14 protein-coding genes are annotated in these 18,041 nt (G+C 52.7%); 5 read left to right on the top strand and 9 right to left on the bottom strand.

The features are described 5' to 3' along the window. Window positions 1-58 precede the first annotated feature (58 nt). The 3 genes from ldtD (at window position 59) to ACPUC8_RS05060 (ending at window position 3,276) form a co-directional block, all read left to right on the top strand. Window positions 59-1,870, top strand: a complete 1,812-nt coding sequence (ldtD, locus tag ACPUC8_RS05070; RefSeq protein WP_059109802.1) for a L,D-transpeptidase — start codon at window positions 59-61, stop codon at window positions 1,868-1,870. Window positions 1,871-2,058: 188 nt separating this feature from the next. After that, window positions 2,059-2,610 carry a peptidoglycan L,D-endopeptidase MepK gene (mepK, locus tag ACPUC8_RS05065; RefSeq protein WP_039328994.1) on the top strand — a complete coding sequence of 184 codons (552 nt, stop codon included), beginning with the start codon at window positions 2,059-2,061 and terminating at the stop codon, window positions 2,608-2,610. A gap of 36 nt (window positions 2,611-2,646) precedes the next feature. After that, window positions 2,647-3,276 carry an MBL fold metallo-hydrolase gene (locus tag ACPUC8_RS05060; protein WP_039328992.1) on the top strand — a complete coding sequence of 210 codons (630 nt, stop codon included), beginning with the start codon at window positions 2,647-2,649 and terminating at the stop codon, window positions 3,274-3,276. A 45-nt stretch (window positions 3,277-3,321) separates the two neighbouring features. On the opposite strand, the gene ACPUC8_RS05055 is transcribed toward ACPUC8_RS05060, so the two are convergent. From ACPUC8_RS05055 to pncB, 4 genes are all read right to left on the bottom strand, one after another. After that, window positions 3,322-4,512 (bottom strand): amino acid aminotransferase, encoded by a 1,191-nt coding sequence (locus tag ACPUC8_RS05055; protein WP_039328991.1) that lies wholly within the window; start codon window positions 4,510-4,512, stop codon window positions 3,322-3,324. A 199-nt stretch (window positions 4,513-4,711) separates the two neighbouring features. Then, window positions 4,712-5,821, bottom strand: a complete 1,110-nt coding sequence (gene ompC / locus ACPUC8_RS05050; protein WP_039328989.1) for a porin OmpC — start codon at window positions 5,819-5,821, stop codon at window positions 4,712-4,714. Window positions 5,822-6,120: 299 nt separating this feature from the next. After that, entirely contained in the window at window positions 6,121-7,521 is a 1,401-nt protein-coding gene (gene asnS / locus ACPUC8_RS05045) for an asparagine--tRNA ligase (RefSeq protein WP_039328987.1), read from the bottom strand. 144 nt (window positions 7,522-7,665) lie between these two features. Further along, window positions 7,666-8,871, bottom strand: coding sequence for a nicotinate phosphoribosyltransferase (gene pncB / locus ACPUC8_RS05040; RefSeq protein WP_039329008.1), 1,206 nt, complete (start codon window positions 8,869-8,871; stop codon window positions 7,666-7,668). 244 nt (window positions 8,872-9,115) lie between these two features. Here pncB and pepN point away from each other — a divergent pair, with 244 nt between their 5' ends. Then, window positions 9,116-11,731: an aminopeptidase N gene (gene pepN, locus ACPUC8_RS05035; protein ID WP_494925683.1), complete on the top strand. Its 2,616-nt coding sequence runs from the start codon at window positions 9,116-9,118 to the stop codon at window positions 11,729-11,731. A gap of 63 nt (window positions 11,732-11,794) precedes the next feature. Here pepN and ssuB read toward each other — a convergent pair whose 3' ends face one another. Genes ssuB through ssuE form a run of 5 tightly spaced genes read right to left on the bottom strand, consistent with a single transcriptional unit; the run spans window position 11,795 to window position 16,060 of the window. Next, complete coding sequence (gene ssuB / locus ACPUC8_RS05030; RefSeq protein ID WP_039328983.1) at window positions 11,795-12,586, bottom strand: aliphatic sulfonates ABC transporter ATP-binding protein; 792 nt, start codon at window positions 12,584-12,586, stop codon at window positions 11,795-11,797. Continuing rightward, complete coding sequence (gene ssuC, locus ACPUC8_RS05025) at window positions 12,583-13,371, bottom strand: aliphatic sulfonate ABC transporter permease SsuC (protein WP_039328981.1); 789 nt, start codon at window positions 13,369-13,371, stop codon at window positions 12,583-12,585. Before ssuC ends, ssuB begins: the two co-directional genes overlap by 4 nt. A 10-nt stretch (window positions 13,372-13,381) precedes the next feature. Continuing rightward, entirely contained in the window at window positions 13,382-14,527 is a 1,146-nt protein-coding gene (gene ssuD, locus ACPUC8_RS05020; protein ID WP_039328979.1) for an FMNH2-dependent alkanesulfonate monooxygenase, read from the bottom strand. An 11-nt stretch (window positions 14,528-14,538) separates the two neighbouring features. Next, window positions 14,539-15,498, bottom strand: a complete 960-nt coding sequence (locus tag ACPUC8_RS05015; protein ID WP_102136015.1) for a sulfonate ABC transporter substrate-binding protein — start codon at window positions 15,496-15,498, stop codon at window positions 14,539-14,541. 10 nt (window positions 15,499-15,508) lie between these two features. After that, complete coding sequence (gene ssuE, locus ACPUC8_RS05010) at window positions 15,509-16,060, bottom strand: NADPH-dependent FMN reductase (protein ID WP_494925682.1); 552 nt, start codon at window positions 16,058-16,060, stop codon at window positions 15,509-15,511. A 777-nt stretch (window positions 16,061-16,837) separates the two neighbouring features. Here ssuE and ACPUC8_RS05005 point away from each other — a divergent pair. Continuing rightward, window positions 16,838-17,818 (top strand): glycosyltransferase family 2 protein, encoded by a 981-nt coding sequence (locus ACPUC8_RS05005; protein ID WP_494925681.1) that lies wholly within the window; start codon window positions 16,838-16,840, stop codon window positions 17,816-17,818. Window positions 17,819-18,041: the final 223 nt, after the last annotated feature.

Raw genomic sequence — 18,041 nt, 5'->3', positions numbered from 1 at the left:
AGTAAGGTTGTACATAGCGATAACAGGGCGCTGTGTCTTAGGTGAGAAGGGGGCAGGGATGTTGCTGAACAAAAGAAACAGAATTAAACGTGCTGCATTAGCACTCAGTCTTTCACTGGTTTTATCGCCGCTGGCCACCAGCCATGCAGCGATCATTGCCGCACTGCCGGGAACGTCTCATAGCACCCTGAGCGTGGCGGCAAGCCAGCATCAAATTCAGCAGGCGTTCAGCCCGAGTGAACAACCGTTTTATCTCCCCGGTCTCGCCGGCATTTATGCGTCACGCAATATGGCGCCGCTGTGGCAAGACCGTGACGCTGTGCAGGCATTTCAGCAACAGCTGGCGGAAGTGGCGCTTTCAGGCGTACAGCCGCAGTTCACGCGCTGGGTTGAAAGGCTCACTAATCCAACCATTACGGGTCTTGCGCGCGATATCGTCCTGAGCGATGCCATGTTGGGGTATTTGCAGTTTGTCGCTAATGTGCCGACCCAGGGTGAAACCTGGCTGTATAGCAATGTGCCTTACAAACTCGCTATGCCCGGCATCGCGGCCATTAATCAATGGCAGAATGCGGTAAACGGCGGCGGCAGCCGTGCTTTTGTGCTGTCTTTAGCGCCACAGCATCCACAATATGCGCCGATGCACAGTGCGCTAAAGGCCCTGCTCACCGATAACCGCCCTTGGCCGCAGCTGCGTGACAACGGAACTTTAAAGCCAGGCCAAATCAGCAACGATATCCCGGCACTGCGTGAGATTCTCCAGCGCACCGGCATGTTAACAGCCGCGCACAGCAGCACGCCTACTCCAGCTGACGATGCGGTGCCTACGGCATCGGTGCCGGTCAGTCAGAGCAATCAACCTGTGGCGGTGAGCCCATCAGCGGCCAACGTCAGTGATCTCCCGTCGCAGAGCCCGCAGACCGCCGGTAATGTGGCGGCCAATCCGACCCCAGCAGGCGATAATGTTTACGATGCTGCGCTGGTGGAGGGCGTGAAGCGCTTCCAGCACTGGCAAGGTTTAGCGGATGATGGCGCCATTGGGCCGCGTACCCGCGAGTGGCTGAATGTCTCGCCTCAAATGCGCGCCTCTTTACTGGCACTCAATATTCAGCGTCTGCGCCTGCTGCCGGATGATATGCATAACGGCATCATGGTGAATATTCCTAACTATTCACTGACCTATTACAACAACGGTGCCACCATCCTTTCATCGCGTGTGATTGTGGGGCGTCCGGATCGCAAAACCCCGCTGATGCGTAGCGCATTAAATAATGTGGTGCTTAACCCGCCCTGGAATGTGCCGACTACACTGGTGCGCCAGGATATTGTGCCCAAGGTCAAACAGGATCCTGGCTACCTCTATAAGCATGGTTACACCTTGTTATCCGGCTGGAGTGCTGATGCTGAAGTGATCGATCCTTCGATGATTGACTGGCACATGGTTTCCGCCGCGAGCTTCCCTTATCGGATTCGTCAGGCTCCGGGGGCGATGAACTCGTTGGGCCGCTATAAATTCAATATGCCAAGTTCGGATGCCATCTACCTGCACGATACGCCGAATCATGGTTTGTTCCAGCGAGATATACGCGCGTTAAGTTCAGGGTGTGTCCGCGTGAATAAAGCTTCGGAACTGGCCGATCTGTTGTTGCAGGATGTGGGTTGGAACGACAGCCGGATCTCCGACACGCTGAAGCAGGGCGACACCCGTTACGTGCCGATTCGTCATCGTATCCCGGTGAATCTCTACTATCTGACGGCATGGGTCGCCGCAGATGGCCAACCGCAATATCGTACAGATATTTACAATTATGATAACACCGCGCGTTCTGGTAGCCAGGTCCTGGCAAAAGCGGGCAAACTGCTGCTCTAGTGGTTGATTTATCTGTTATCACCTCTCGATAAAAACCCCAAGACCCGTCTGAGAAATACCTTCTCAGGCGGGTTTTGATCATTCTGTGACGCATTCTGGGTTGACTGACTCTTGGGCTGAGGTTACTGTTCGGCCTTGTGTACTTTTTACACATATTTTTATCGTTTTAGATTAGGTAACCCCGCAACATGGCTAATTTTGATTCTCAACGTCGTCGATTACTCCTGATTGGAGGCGCAGCGGCAGGTTTGTCACTGCTTCCAGGTTCAGCTCTGGCTTCGCTTTCCACCGCTCGCCCACGAGTATTGACGCTTAATAACCTTCACACCGGCGAAACCCTTAAAACGGAGTTTTTTAACGGCAAGAGTTATGACAAGGATGAGTTAGCCCGTTTAAACCACTTCTTCCGAGATTACCGCGCCAATCAGGTAAAACACATCGATCCGCATCTCTTTGACCAGCTTTACCGTTTGCAGATGGTACTGAATACGCGCAAGCCTGTGCAGCTGATCTCGGGTTACCGTACGCTCGCCACCAATAATATGCTGCGTGAATCGGGCCCTGGCGTGGCAAAACACAGTTATCACACCAAAGGGCAGGCGATGGATTTCCATATCGAGGGAATTTCATTGAGCAATGTTCGCAAAGCGGCGTTATCTATGCGCGCTGGTGGTGTAGGATATTACCCGCGCAGCAACTTCGTACACATTGATACCGGGCCTGCAAGGCACTGGTCCTGATACCGGCAGCGCTGCGTGTGTCGGTCATGGAGCGCTATGAATTACCATATTATTCCGGTTACGGCCTTTTCTCAGAACTGCTCGGTCATTTGGGATGAAGAGACCCAGCAGGCGGCGTTAGTCGATCCCGGCGGCGATGCAGAAACCATTATTGCCGTGCTGGCTGAGCGGGGCTTAACACCCGCACAAATCCTGTTGACGCATGGTCATCTCGACCACGTTGGTGCCGCTGCCGAGCTCGCTGCGCATTATCAGGTGCCAATTGTCGGCCCACATAAACTGGACGCCTTCTGGCTGGATAATCTGCCAACCCAAAGCCGTATGTTTGGTTTACCCGAGTGCGCGCCGCTGACGCCAGATCGCTGGCTGGAAGAGGGTGAAACGGTACAGGTAGGAAATGTCTCGCTTGAGGTGCTGCTTTGCCCTGGCCACACGCCGGGACACATTGTCTTTTTCGACCGCGCGGGTCGCTTGCTGATCTCCGGTGATGTGATTTTTAATGGCGGTGTTGGCCGTACCGATTTCCCGCAGGGCAGTCACAGCGACCTGATCGCTGCAATCAATACTAAGCTGCTGCCGTTAGGCGATGATGTAACTTTTGTGCCGGGCCATGGACCCATTTCAACCCTGGGTCGCGAGCGAATCAGTAATCCATTTCTGCAATAAAAAATGGGCCGCAGAGGCCCATTTTTCATGTAACGATGCTGAGTCTTACAGCACGGCGACAATCGCTTCGCACAGCGCAGACATATTGTCCGGCGTCATACCTGCCACGTTCACGCGACCAGAATTAACGGCATACACGCCGAACTCATCACGCAGGCGTACCACCTGATCTTTAGTCAAACCGCTGAACGAGAACATGCCGTTCTGCTGGATGATAAAGCTGAAGTCCTGTTTTGCCCCTTTCTCGGCGAGCGTATTCACAAACAGCTGACGCATGCGCTGGATACGCTGACGCATATCGCTCAACTCTTGTACCCAAATGGTACGCAGCGCATCGTTGCCCAGGATGGTTGCCACCACAGCGGCACCGTGTGAAGGCGGGTTCGAGTAGTTAGCACGGATGCTGTACTTCACCTGACTGAAGGCGGTCTTAGCGGTGTTGCTGTCTGCAGCAACCAGTGTCAACGCACCCACGCGCTCGTTGTACAGACCAAAGTTCTTGGAGTAGGAGCTGGCAACCAGCAATTCCTGATGTGAGGCAGCGAAAATACGCAGGCCTTCAGCATCTTCGTCTAATCCACGGGCGAAGCCCTGGTAAGCGAAGTCAAACAGTGGCAGCCAGCCTTTTTCCTGCGACAGCTTCGCCAACTGCTGCCACTGATCTGCGGAAGGATCGACACCCGTCGGGTTATGGCAGCAGCCGTGGAACAGCACCACGTCGCCGGCTTTCGCTTCCTGCAGCGATGCTACCATGCCCGCAAAATCGAGGCTGTGGTTGGCTGCGTCATAGTATTGATAATCACAGACTTCCAGGCCAGCCGCGTTAAACACGTTCTTGTGGTTCGGCCAGCTTGGATTACTCACCCAGACCCGCTTAACGTTGGTCTGGTTAGCGAGGAAATCAGCGGCAACACGCAGAGCACCGGTACCACCAGGCGTCTGCGCCGTGCAGGCACGGCCCGAAGCAATCAAGCTGCTCTCTTTACCGAACAGCAACGCCTGAGTGCAGCTGGCGAAATCAGCCAGACCATCGATGCTCAGGTAATTTTTGGTGGTTTCATTTTCCAGCAGATACTGCTCAGCTTTTTTAACACTGGTCAGAACCGGGGTTTTACCGGTTTCATCTTTATAGACACCAATGCCAAGGTTGATTTTATTCGGGCGGTCATCGGCGCGAAACAGGTCAGCCAGTCCCAGAATAGGATCGGCGGGTGCGGCAGAGATCGATTCAAACATGAGTCAGTTCCGTGTAGGTGAACTTTAGCGAAATGAGCTATCAGGGTAACGTCAGATGATACTATTGCCAACCGCTGACATAAAAAAGAAATAAGCCGCGTGTATAAAGTAGTGGCGCTAATTGAGAAGCCGATCACTGAAAAGCAAAACGGAGCCCGAAGGCTCCGTTTTTAGGTCTTACAAATTTCTAATCAGGTGATTAGAACTGGTATTGCAGACCAACACCCACTACGTCATCAGTGCTTACGCCCTGAGCACGGGTATAGTCGTTGTCATCCAGCAGGTTGATTTTGTAGTCAACATAGGTAGACATGTTTTTGTTGAAGTAGTAGTACGCGCCCACTTCGATGTATTTAACCAAGTCTGCATCGCCGCCAGCGAAAGTAGAACCGTTAGCAGTGTTTCCGTTCAGGTCCTTACCTTTAGACTGCAGGTAAGCGATGGATGGACGCAGACCGAAGTCGAACTGGTACTGTGCAACCACTTCGAAGTTCTGAGTTTTGTTTGCAGTCTGACGAGCGGTGTTACCGTAAGCAGTGGTGTTGTTTGACTGGCCATAGAAGGCTGCCAGGTAAACATTGTTCGCGTCATATTTCAGACCGAATGCGTACGCGTCAGCTTTATCGCCGTTGCCATCAGCAACCTGAGCGGTGGTACGGTCAGCTGAGAAGTAAGAACCTACAGCGCTGATGCCCATACCGGTGTCATAGGCTACAGAAGTACCCCAACCATCACCGTTTTGATACAGTGGGTCACGGCTGCCTTCGTTTTTACCTTGATACTGTACAGCGAAGCTCAGGCCGTTAACCAGACCGAAGAAGTTGCTGTTACGGTAAGTAGCCAGACCGCTTGAACGACCAATCATGAAGTTGTCGTTTTCCTGGTACATGGTATCGTCACCGAAGATTGGCAACTGGTCAGTGTAAGACATTGCGTCGTAGATAACGCCGTAGTTACGACCATAGTCGAATGAACCCGCGTCACCGAATTTTAGACCAGCAAAGCCCAGACGGGTTTTGTTGCCAGACTGTGCGTCAGCACCACCTTCGGTGTGGTTAGCCTGTACGTTGTATTCCCACTGGCCGTAACCGGTCAGCTGATCGTTAATCTGGGTTTCACCCTTGAAGCCGAAGCGAACATAGGTCTGGTCGCCGTCATCGCCAGCGTTGTCAGAGAAATTGTGACGCGCATCAACTTTACCGTACAGATCCAGTTTGTTGCCGTCTTTGTTGTAAATTTCTGCTGCGTTTGCTGCGCCTGCAGCTAACAGAGCAGGGATAACCACTGCAAGAATGTTGCGCTTCATCATTTTTTATTACCCTCATTGGAGTTATTTGGACATCTGCCACTGCCGTCAAGAAATCTTTACAGAACCTTGAAAGAAGTTTGATGTCTCCTGTGTCTGCACGCATCTTTCCATCACAGGGTTGCTATTTCTAGCCCGAAAATGATTCAAATCTCGCAATTACGTATCAAAAAGAAATTATGTATTACAATTTGTAAAATATCGGGAACTTTGTGAGAGAACTCAAAATTTACAAAAATAAAAAAAGGCCGGCAGTGCCGACCTCGTTATATATATGAATTACTTATATTTAATGGCTAATTTTAGAAATTAGCATTACGCGGGGTACGTGGGAAGGGGATAACATCCCTTACATTTTGTACGCCGGTGACATAGGCGATTAATCGTTCGAAACCTAATCCGAAACCTGCATGTGGAACGGTGCCGTAGCGGCGCAGGTCACGATACCACCAGTAATCTTCCTTATTCAGGCCCATCTCAGCCAGACGCGCATCCAGTACATCCAGGCGCTCTTCACGCTGCGAACCCCCGATGATTTCACCGATTCCCGGCGCCAGAACGTCCATCGCCGCCACAGTTTTACCGTCATCGTTCATACGCATGTAAAACGCTTTGATATCTTTAGGGTAGTTTTTCACCACTACCGGCGCTTTAAAGTGTTTCTCTGCCAGATAACGTTCGTGCTCAGAAGAGAGATCCACACCCCATGACACCGGGTTCTCAAACGTCTGACCGCTCTTCAGCAGAATATCCACTGCATCGGTGTAGTCTACCTGAGCAAAATCGGTAGTAACGAAACGTTCTAAGCGCGCAATCGCATCTTTGTCTACGCGCTCGGCGAAGAACGCCATGTCATCCGCACGCTCTTCCAGCACCGCTTTAAACACATATTTCAGCATGGCTTCTGCCAGCGCCGCGGCATCGTCAAGGTTAGCAAATGCCACTTCCGGTTCCAGCATCCAGAATTCCGCTAAATGGCGGCTGGTGTTGGAGTTTTCTGCACGGAAGGTCGGGCCGAAAGTGTAGACTTTTGACAGTGCACAAGCATAAGTTTCCGCATTCAGCTGGCCGGAAACGGTCAGGAAGGCTTCTTTACCGAAGAAGTCTTTGTCGTAATCGACTTTACCTTGTGGATCGCGCGGCAGGTTTTCCATGTCCAGTGTGGAAACACGGAACATCTCGCCCGCGCCTTCAGTATCAGAGGCGGTGATCAACGGGGTGGAAACCCAGAAGTAGCCATTCTCATGGAAAAAGCGATGCAGCGCCTGGGCCAGCGTATGGCGTGTACGCGCTACGGCACCGACCAGGTTGGTACGCGGGCGCAGGTGAGCCACTTCGCGCAGGTATTCGATGCTATGACGTTTAGCTGCCATCGGATAGGTGTCTGGATCATCAACCCAACCGGTGACTTCCACTTTCGTCGCCTGCAGTTCGAACGCCTGGCCTTCGCCCGGTGATTCAACCACTTTACCGGTGACAATAACCGAGCAGCCGGTGGTCAGACGCAGCACTTCATCCTGATAATTATTCAGAGAATTATTGACGACGGCCTGAACGGGATTAAAGCAGGAACCGTCATAAACGGCGATAAAGGAAAGACCGGCTTTGGAATCTCTTCGGGTACGCACCCAACCACGTACGGTGACTTCACTGTCAACCGCGACACGGCCGTGCAGTACATCCGCTACAGGCACTACGCTCATAAATATCTCTCTATATAAGTGGGTAAAAGCCCCTTTTTGGGGTTTTGCTATGTTACTTGCGAGCCAACAGGAAACAAGCAATTTTGCCGGGAGAAGGGGAGATTTGTTGCAAGAGAGCAGGGTGCGAGCACCCTGCATCGGTGATTAGCTGGCTCTTTTGACCAGTGGAAGGTCGAAAGCTTTGCGCAGTGCACGGACAAAGGCTTTATCCTGGCAGATGGTTTTGCCAGGGCTATCCGAGAGTTTTGCCACCGGTTTGCCATTGCAGCTCACCAGTTTGATCACGATATTTAGCGGCGTAACGCCGGGAATATCGCAGGTCAGGCGCGTACCGATACCGAATACCACGTTGGCGCGCTGGCCAAAGTGACGATATAACGCCAAGGCTTTGTCCAGATTCAGGTTATCGGAGAACACCAGCGTTTTACTTTTCGGATCAATATCCAGGCGCTGATAATGTGCGATGGCCTTTTCACCCCATTCAACCGGGTCTCCGGAGTCATGGCGCAGCCCCTGATAACGGTGCGCGAAGCCTGGCCCAAAATCACGCAAGAAGGCATCCATGGTAATACAGTCAGTGAGAGCGATACCCAGTTGGTCATCATACTCATCCAGCCAGGATTGCAGCGCGGCACGTTGGCTGTTCGCCAGCACAGGACTGATCTGTTGATGTGCCTGGAACCACTCATGTGCCTGGGTGCCAACCGGATTGAGCTGTAAGCGGCGGGCCAGATCGTAATTACTGGTGCCTACTAACCATGGGAAATCGGCTTTCAGGGTGCTGACAATCGCTTCCTGCACCGCTTTGGAGTAGCGGCGACGGGTGCCGAAATCCATCAGTTGGAAGCGTGACATATCCAGGTCACCCACCTGCTGACGGAAATCCACCAGCTTCTGCTGCAAATGTGTGACCGCTTGATCAACGCCCATTTGCGGCGTGCGATGGCGGTGTACCACTTCACTGATCAGTGCCAGCAGCGGCACTTCCCACAAAATCACTTCACGCCACGGTCCGCTGATCTGAATCGTCAGGCGTCCATTATCATTACGCACCTTAACCTGCGCAGGATCGAAGCGGAATTGGCGTAGCCAGTTGAGGTAATCGGTTTCAAAGAAAGGTAAGCCACTGAGGTAATTATATTCATCGTCGCTCAGGGCGAGAGATTGCAGGGTATCGATCTGCGCACGAATCTCGTCGGCATACTGGCCGAGCAATTCATCGCCGCGACAGCGAAATTCTGCCGTAACCGGGACATCGTAATAACGATGATAAACGGCCTGCTGCATGTGAAGCTTATACGCATCGGTATCAAGCAGCGTGGTCAAAATCGGGGAAGCGTGTCCAGTCATGGTGCGTTTCAGCATCCTCTTCCGCGGAGCAGAGCCCGGTGTCAACAAAGTCATAAAGACGCAGGAGTATAAAACAGTAATGACCGGGATCACACCATAATTGCGGGTGGCAGGTCGAGGGTCATTTGTGCCATTGTTAATGAATTGTAGCCTTTTCAGCGAAGGCACGCATTGTGCGTGGCAACGAAGGCGCAACCCGCTTAGACTCTGACGGGTAGATAATTCAACGATGCGAGAAGGACTTATGACGCAACAGCCGCAAATTAAATATCGCCACGACTATCGTGCGCCAGATTTCACCATCACCGATATCGATTTAACCTTTGACCTGGAGGCTGCCAGCACGCGCGTCACTGCGGTAAGCCAGGTGAAGCGCCTTGGCGCTGCGGATGCCGAGCTGCGTCTGGATGGCGAAGACCTTACGCTGGTGTCACTGGCGGTGGAAGGGCAGCCGTGGCCGCACTACCGTGAAGAAGAAGGGGCTCTGGTGATCAGCCAACTGCCGGACAACTTTACGCTGACCATTATTAATGACATTCATCCAGACAAGAACACCGCGCTGGAAGGGTTGTACAAATCGGGTGATGCGCTCTGTACCCAGTGTGAAGCCGAAGGTTTCCGCCATATTACCTGGTATCTGGATCGCCCTGATGTGCTGGCGCGCTTTACCACCACCATCATTGCTGATGCCGCGACTTATCCGTTCTTACTGTCTAACGGCAACAAGCTGGAGAGTGGACAGCATGAAGATGGCCGCCACTGGGTGAGATGGCAGGATCCCTTCCCGAAACCTTGCTACCTGTTTGCACTGGTAGCAGGTGACTTCGATGTGCTGCGAGACAGCTTTACCACGCGTTCAGGCCGTGATGTGGCGCTGGAGATCTTTGTCGATCGCGGCAATCTTGACCGTGCTGACTGGGCAATGACCTCGTTAAAAGCCAGCATGAAATGGGATGAAGAGCGCTTTAATCTTGAATACGATCTCGACATCTTCATGATCGTCGCCGTGGATTTCTTCAACATGGGCGCGATGGAGAACAAAGGTCTTAACGTCTTCAACTCCAAATATGTGCTGGCGAAAGCGGAAACCGCGACGGATAAAGATTATCTCGGCATTGAGGCGGTGATTGGGCACGAGTATTTCCATAACTGGACCGGTAACCGTGTTACCTGCCGTGACTGGTTCCAGCTCAGCCTGAAAGAGGGGCTGACCGTGTTCCGCGATCAGGAGTTCAGCTCGGACCTGGGTTCACGCGCGGTGAACCGCATTGATAACGTGCGCGTGATGCGCGGTGCGCAGTTTGCTGAAGACGCCAGTCCAATGGCACACCCGATCCGCCCGGATCAGGTGATTGAAATGAACAACTTCTACACCCTGACCGTTTATGAGAAGGGCTCGGAAGTCATCCGCATGATGCATACCTTGCTGGGTGAGGAAAACTTCCAGAAAGGCATGCAACTCTATTTTGAGCGCCATGATGGCAGCGCAGCAACCTGTGACGATTTTGTCCAGGCGATGGAAGATGCCTCTAACGTCGATCTGTCGCAGTTCCGCCGCTGGTACAGCCAGGCGGGTACGCCAGTGCTGACAATACGCGATGACTATAACCCGGAACTGGAGCAATACACCCTGCACGTGACGCAGCGCACCCCGGCGACTGCTGAACAAAAAGAGAAATTACCGCTGCACATTCCGCTGGATATTGAACTGTACGATAACGAAGGCAAAGTGATTCCGCTGCAGCACAATGGTCATCCGGTACATCACGTATTAAATGTCACGGAAGAGTTCCAGACCTTTATCTTCGATAACGTCCACTTTCAGCCGGTACCTTCATTGCTGCGTGAATTCTCGGCTCCGGTGAAGCTCGACTATAAATGGAGCGATGCACAGCTCACCTTCCTGATGCGTCACGCACGCAATGATTTCTCGCGCTGGGATGCGGCACAGAGCCTGCTGGCCACTTACATTCGCCTGAATGTGGCGCGCCATCAGCAGGGACAACCGTTGTCATTACCGTTGCATGTTGCGGATGCCTTCCGTGCCGTGTTGCTGGATGAGCAGGGCGATCCGGCATTGACGGCGCTGATTCTGTCACTGCCTTCAGAGAACGAAATCGCCGAGCTGTTTGAGGTGATTGATCCGCAGGCGATCTCGGCAGTACGTGCGGCGTTAGTCCATGCGCTGGCCACGGAGTTGAGCGATGAACTCTATGCCGTGTATCTGGCGAATCAGAGCCAAGATTACCGTATTGAGCATGCGGAAATCGGCAAGCGCTCGCTGAAAAATGTTTGTCTGAGCTATCTGGCCTTCGCCGATGCGGAGCAGGCCGATAAGCTGGTGAAGGCGCAGTATCAGCAGGCGATTAACATGACGGATGCACTGGCGGCGCTTTCAGCGGCAGTGGCGGCGCAATTGCCTTGCCGTGACGCGTTGCTGGCGGCGTACGATGAGCGCTGGCATCAGGATGGTCTGGTGATGGACAAATGGTTTGTGCTGCAGGCAACCAGCCCAGCAGATGACGTCCTGAATAAAGTGCGTGAATTGCTCAACCACCGCTCATTCACCATGGGCAACCCGAACCGTATTCGTTCGCTGATTGGCGCTTTTGCTGCGGGTAATCCAGCCGCGTTCCACGCTAAAGATGGCAGTGGCTATCAGTTCCTGGTGGAGATGCTGACCGATCTCAACACGCGTAACCCGCAAGTGGCGGCGCGTATGATCGAGCCGTTGATTCGCCTGAAACGCTATGATGCTGACCGTCAGGCACTGATGCGCAAGGCACTGGAGACTCTGAAAGGGCTGGATAAACTGTCGGGCGATCTGTATGAGAAGATCACCAAGGCGTTGAATGCCTGATAAAATTGCGCCGCTACAGGGTATGCACCAATCTGTAGCGGCGCGATTTATCGCGCTTTTCTCTTATCGCTGTTGCGCAAATTTCAGCGGTTGTTCGGATGTACTGCGTTTCATCACGCGATCCAAAACTTCCGCTTCTAACTCGGCCAGACGCGCCGAACCACGACGGCGTGGTCGCGCCAGATCCACGGTTAAATCCAGACCGATTTGCCCCTCTTCGATTAACAGTACGCGATCGGCCATGGCCACCGCTTCACTGACATCGTGCGTGACCAGCAGCACGGTGAAGTTATGCTGTTGCCACAGTGACTCGATCAATCCCTGCATCTCGATACGCGTCAGGGCATCCAGTGCGCCCAGCGGTTCATCCAGCAGCAACAATCCCGGACGATGAATCAGCGCACGCGCCAGTGCCACACGCTGTTTTTGTCCACCCGATAACGCAGCGGGCCATTCATTGGCGCGATCGGCGAGGCCTACAGCATCCAGCGCTTCCAGCGCGGCAGCGCGCCATTCACGTCCTTTTAAACCCAGACCAACATTATCAATCACCTTTTTCCATGGCAGCAGGCGGGCATCCTGGAACATCAAACGGGTATCTTCACGTGCCTGTGCCAGCGGCGCGGTTCCTGCCAGTAACTCGCCACGGGTGGTGGACTCCAGCCCGGCAAGCAGGCGCAACAGGGTACTTTTACCGCAGCCACTGCGGCCAACCACGGCGACAAACTGGCCTGCCGGAATATGCAGGTCGATGTTATTCAGAATGGTGCGATCGCCGTATTGCTTACTGACACCGTTCACACCCACTGGGGTGCCGCTGTTCAGGCGCGACGGGCTTAAGGTTACGTTGCTCATGCGTTCTCCTTTAATTGGTAAGCTGGATGCCAGCGCAGCCATACGCGCTCCAGCAGTTGGGCAGCAACATCGGCCAGTTTGCCGAGCAGCGCATAGAGAATGATGGCGACCACCACCACATCGGTTTGCAGGAATTCACGAGCATTCATCGCCAGATAACCAATGCCGGAGTTGGCAGAGATGGTTTCGGCAACAATCAGCGTCAACCACATCAGCCCAAGGGCAAAGCGGACACCCACCATGATGGAAGGCAGGGCACCGGGCAAGATCACCTGGATAAACAGGCTCCAGCCGGAAAGACCATAACTACGTGCCATCTCTACCAGACCCCGATCAATGTTGCGAATGCCGTGATAGGTGTTGAGGTAGATCGGGAACAGTGTGCCTAATGCCACCAGGAAAATTTTGGCAGACTCATCAATGCCGAACCACAGGATCACCAAAGGAATCAATGCCAGGTGCGGCACGTTGCGCAGCATCTGCACTGAGGTATCCAGTAAACGTTCGCCAACGCGTGATGTGCCGGTGATCAGCCCGAGAATCAAACCAATCGATCCACCGATGGCGAAGCCAATGGCGGCACGCCAGCCGCTGATCGCCAGGTTTTGCCATAACTCTCCGCTAACGGTCAGCTTCCAGAACGTAATAATGATATTTTCCGGTGACGGAAGGATGCGGGTAGAGAGCCACCCCACTTGTGAAGCGAGTTGCCACACCACAATCAACAGCACCGGCAGCGCCCAGGGGAGCAGGGCATTCGTTAGCTGTTTTTGTATCTTTGCCATCATCAACTCCTTAACTCTGTGACACTTTTTGTGGTGTGAAATCATTCGCCACCGCTTCACCGTGCGCCTGCACCACGCGTGGCTTCGGCACTTCCGGGATGGCTAAATCAAGATGCGGGAACAGCAGCTCGCCGACACGATAAGCCTCTTCGAGATGCGGATAGCCCGAGAGAATAAAGGTCTCAATGCCTAAGTCTTGATACTCCTGCATGCGTGCCGCCACGGTGGGGCCATCGCCCACCAGCGCGGTACCGGCTCCGCCGCGCACTAAACCGACACCGGCCCACAGATTAGGACTGATCTCCAGCTTGTCACGGCGGCCGCCATGCAGCGCAGCCATACGCTGCTGGCCGACGGAATCGGTGCGGGCAAAGGCAGCCTGCGCTTTAGCAATGGTGGCATCATCGAGGTGGGCAATCAGACGATCGGCCGCCTGCCATGCCTCTTCATTGGTTTCGCGCACAATCACGTGCAAGCGAATACCGAAACGTACCTTGCGGCCCTGTGCGGCGGCTTTGGCCCGCACCTGGTCAATTTTTTCTTTCACTAATGCAGGAGGCTCACCCCAGGTGAGATAGACATCGACCTGTTCAGCGGCGAGATCCTGGGCAGCGTCTGACGAACCGCCAAACCACAGTGGCGGACGGGGTTGTTGCACCGGTTTAAACATCAAACGTGCACCGCGCACCTTGACGTGTTTGCCCTCGTAATCCACCGTCTCACCCTCGGAAACACGACGCCAGACGCGGGTGAACTCGGCGGACTCTTCATATCGCTCACGGTGATCGAGAAACACGCCATCCCCCGCCAGTTCTTCGGGATCGCCACCGGTCACCAGGTTAAACAACGCGCGACCATTGGAGAGGCGATCCAGCGTTGCTGCCTGGCGTGCCGCCTGCGTGGGGGAAATCACGCCAGGACGTAACGCCACCAGGAAACGCAGACGCTGTGTCACCGGGATCAGTGACGCCGCCACCAGCCATGCATCTTCACAGGAGCGGCCAGTGGGGATCAGCACGCCACCAAAACCGAGGCGATCGGCGGCCTGTGCAATTTGCTGCAGATAGCCGTGGTCTACCGGACGTGAGCCTTCTGCGGTGCCGAGGTAGTGCCCATCACCGTGGGTCGGGAGAAACCAGAATACGGATACGCTCATGATTCAATTCCTTATGGCTGGGCCGATTGTGGATGCCAGATACGGTCAGCGATATTCACTTTTACCGGCATCAAATGGTTGGCGTAAAACAGATCGGCCGTTTGCTGTTGGGCCTGCGCGGTGTGGGCGCTGACCGGCGTGATGGTGGTCGGTGGACGATGGTCGAGGTAGCTGGCAATCACCGGCTTGGGTAGGCCCATGGCTTGCGCCAGTAAGTCGATGCTCTGATCACGTTGGCTGCGAGTGAGTGCATCGGCATCACTAAACGCCTGCAGTACCTGTTGCACAAAGGGGCCATTCGCTTGCGCGTACTTGCGCGTGGCTAAATAGAAGGAGCCGGTTTGATTGAGCTTGCTACCATCCACCAGGACTCGCACATTGCCTTGCAGCAGTGCGGCAGAGTAGTACGGATCCCAAATCGCCCAGGCATCCACATCGCCTTGCTGGAAAGCGGCGCGGGCATCGGCTGGGGTCAGATAAGTCGGTTGGATGTCTTTAAAACTCAGCCCTGCCTGCTCCAGCGCGCGAAGCAGCAGATTGTGCGAGCTGGAACCTTTCTGGAACGCCACTTTATGGCCTTTCAGGTCGGCAACGGTTTTAATCGGGCTATCCTTTGGCACCAGAATCACTTCCGCTTGCGGCTTGGGCGGCTCCGAACCGACATACAGCAGATCGGCGCCTGCAGCCTGCGCAAACAGCGGCGGGATATCGCCGGTGCTGCCCACATCAATGCTGTCAACATTCAGGGCTTCCAGCATCTGTGGTCCCGCTGGAAATTCGATCCATTTAATTTTGGTATGTGGGAAACGTTGCTCCAGCAGTTGGTGTGATTTGGCCAGCACCATGCTGACGGAACCCTTCTGATAGCCAATGCGCAACTGGTCTGGGGCATCAGACGCACCAGCACTGCCGCTCAAGGCAACAAGCGCGGCAAACGCCGGTAACAGTAAACCCGTAAACATCCTTTTCATTGTTCTTCCTTTAAACCGCGTGAGCATAGGGTTGATGGCGACGATGCAGCGCATGCCAGAAGGTCTCTAACGCATCATCAATACGAGCGGCCAGTTGCTGGTCCAGTTCTGGTTGGCGGTCGTAATGCAGAATCTGACCGTCAGTGGCAAATACGCCATGCAGTACTTCCTGCGCTTTCAGGGCGTTAAGCACCGGCTTGAGGGCATAATCCACCGCCAGTATATGCGAAGCACTGCCACCGCTGGCCAGTGGCAGCACCACTTTATGTTCCAGGGCACGTTCCGGCAGCAGATCTAGCAGCGTTTTCAACGCGCCAGAGAACGATGCTTTATAAATGGGCGTGGCGACAATCAGGCCATCGGCGATAGCCAGATCGGCTTTAAGTGCCGCCAGTGCAGGGGAATCAAAACGTGCGTAGAGGAGATCCTCCGGCTGAAAATTGTGAATATTCCATGGAATCACCTCAACACCGCGTGCTTCCAGCGCGTGTTGGCATAGGCTGAGCAGTGCCGTAGAGCGTGAAGGGAAGCGAGGGCTACCCGCCAGCGTAATAACCCGCATGGTCACTCCTTATAACTGAAAGTTATTGGTTATCTGATATTGAGAACTGATGTGTTCAATACTGGCAGAGCAGGGGGATGGGCTTAAATGATTTATCTGGCAATAAAAAGGCAGAAACTGCAAAAAGGATGATTGCGGCAGAATGGGCGCAATAGATGTGGTTCTACCGAATTGCGAATAATCTTAAAAACCGGCACCCACACCCGATGCATTGATTACCAGCCGTGAATTAAACCGTGGCTAATCGTTGCTATCGAAATGATATTTTTTCTGAAAGAGAGGTGTAACCGTGGTTACGTTTGGTCAAACTCATGTCGATTGAGTGGGTATGAGTACCCTAAGAAATATCAACAGGAAAATACAGAAAAAAAACGAGGTAAATCAGTAGCAACATAAGGCACGTTTAAACACCGTTTAGCTTTAATTGAAAGAATGTATTTAACACTATCTGTTTATTTTCTTTAGATAAGCCATTTTAGACATGACTTCATACATAAAATATGTAACCAGCCTTTCCCTCTAGCGGGAAACGTAAAAGTTATTAATGCGCCTTTTAGCGAGATCAGCTAAGAGGTTAATGGGCGTAATGTATGGGAATTGATTTAATTCACTTAATTATTGTTTGGCCCTGTGAAATAAAAAACCCCTCTGCTTAACTGATCCCGGAATTAACATTATTGCTGTTTATCGTGCGTTTAACTGTTGAGCGTAATGCTTTTAACTCGCGGGTATTGACCTGAGGGTTTATTTTCTTTCAACCGTTATCGGGAAAGGTTTATGTCTAAAGTCCTGTTATCTGTGATTATTCCTACATTCAATGTAGAGAATTATATCGTCGAATGTGTTGACGCGTTGCTTAAACAAATAAGTACACCCAATGAGATTATTATCATTAATGATGGTTCGACTGACGGCACGCTGGCGCTAGTTGAACAACATTATGGGCATCTACCACAGGTAAAGATTATTACCACGATAAATGTTGGCGCAGGACAAGCGCGTGACAAGGGGATTGAAGCTGCGCAAGGGGAGTTTTTATTCTTTTGCGATCCAGATGATATTGTGGCCGATGGTTTGGTGGAGGAATTACAGCAAGTCTACCAAACGTACCCAGAAACCGAGCTGTTCTGCTTCAGTTCGCAAATGTTCGAGGAGGGGCAGCGACACATCACTCGCCCCAAAGTCCGTCATGAAACGTTCGGCAAACAACCGTCTCAACAGGTGTTTTCCCGCCTGCTGTGCAATGGTAGTTACACCTCAGCTGCATGGAATTATGCCGTGAAGAGAGCGTTGGTCGAACAGCATCGTCTCCGCTTTCGCGACCGCGTTCATGAGGATCACCAGTTCACCTTGTCGGCGTTTGTTTACTCACAACATGCGTGGGTCAGCCAGAAAGTTTATTATCATCAACGCGTGCGTAACGGTTCACTGACGAACAGCAGGAAGAGTGATGACTATTTCCTGCAGCGCTATAACGCCTTTATGCAGGCATTCAGCACCTTAAAAATCGCGCTGGGCCACTCTCCGTTGAAACTGAAGCTTGAGAAAGAGTATTTATTGCACTCGTTCCGCTTAATGATTTACCTCTCGCTCTATAATGGCACCGCAGTACCCGAGTATGTGATTAATGCGATTCGTTTTTTAGGCGGACAGTACGATCCAGCCAATATTAAAGAGTGGCTACTTATCCATCGGCCAGAAATGTTTATTCTGTTGCAGAATATTAAAGTGGCGAAAACATTAAAACGCGCTGCGTAATTCCATTTTATTCCGAAGAAAGGAAATAACCACGACCGGCTGTTTCTGCAAGAAAAGTGTAATAATTATCGTCATGACGGCTAAAGATGTTACAGATAATGTGCATTTTAACTTCAATTCACTTTCCTTCGGCCCATGAGAAGATTGGGGTTGGTTATTTTTAGCCATCCCAGTGAATTCTTTTTCATGGCCGAAATGGCATGTCAAAAATCTTAATTTAGCA

Source organism: Pantoea sp. CFCC18177 (assembly GCF_059412425.1).
Note: the sequence above shows the minus strand (reverse complement) of the source record. Positions and strands in the feature narration are given on the sequence as shown.

What these genes read in the sequence shown, in the direction of transcription:
- ldtD (WP_059109802.1), top strand. Translation starts at nt 59, where the DNA reads ATGTTGCTGAACAAAAGAAACAGAATTAAACGTGCTGCATTAGCACTC.
- mepK (WP_039328994.1), top strand. Translation starts at nt 2,059, where the DNA reads ATGGCTAATTTTGATTCTCAACGTCGTCGATTACTCCTGATTGGAGGC.
- ACPUC8_RS05060 (WP_039328992.1), top strand. Translation starts at nt 2,647, where the DNA reads ATGAATTACCATATTATTCCGGTTACGGCCTTTTCTCAGAACTGCTCG.
- ACPUC8_RS05055 (WP_039328991.1), bottom strand. Translation starts at nt 4,512, where the DNA reads ATGTTTGAATCGATCTCTGCCGCACCCGCCGATCCTATTCTGGGACTG.
- ompC (WP_039328989.1), bottom strand. Translation starts at nt 5,821, where the DNA reads ATGATGAAGCGCAACATTCTTGCAGTGGTTATCCCTGCTCTGTTAGCT.
- asnS (WP_039328987.1), bottom strand. Translation starts at nt 7,521, where the DNA reads ATGAGCGTAGTGCCTGTAGCGGATGTACTGCACGGCCGTGTCGCGGTT.
- pncB (WP_039329008.1), bottom strand. Translation starts at nt 8,871, where the DNA reads ATGACTGGACACGCTTCCCCGATTTTGACCACGCTGCTTGATACCGAT.
- pepN (WP_494925683.1), top strand. Translation starts at nt 9,116, where the DNA reads ATGACGCAACAGCCGCAAATTAAATATCGCCACGACTATCGTGCGCCA.
- ssuB (WP_039328983.1), bottom strand. Translation starts at nt 12,586, where the DNA reads ATGAGCAACGTAACCTTAAGCCCGTCGCGCCTGAACAGCGGCACCCCA.
- ssuC (WP_039328981.1), bottom strand. Translation starts at nt 13,371, where the DNA reads ATGGCAAAGATACAAAAACAGCTAACGAATGCCCTGCTCCCCTGGGCG.
- ssuD (WP_039328979.1), bottom strand. Translation starts at nt 14,527, where the DNA reads ATGAGCGTATCCGTATTCTGGTTTCTCCCGACCCACGGTGATGGGCAC.
- ACPUC8_RS05015 (WP_102136015.1), bottom strand. Translation starts at nt 15,498, where the DNA reads ATGAAAAGGATGTTTACGGGTTTACTGTTACCGGCGTTTGCCGCGCTT.
- ssuE (WP_494925682.1), bottom strand. Translation starts at nt 16,060, where the DNA reads ATGCGGGTTATTACGCTGGCGGGTAGCCCTCGCTTCCCTTCACGCTCT.
- ACPUC8_RS05005 (WP_494925681.1), top strand. Translation starts at nt 16,838, where the DNA reads ATGTCTAAAGTCCTGTTATCTGTGATTATTCCTACATTCAATGTAGAG.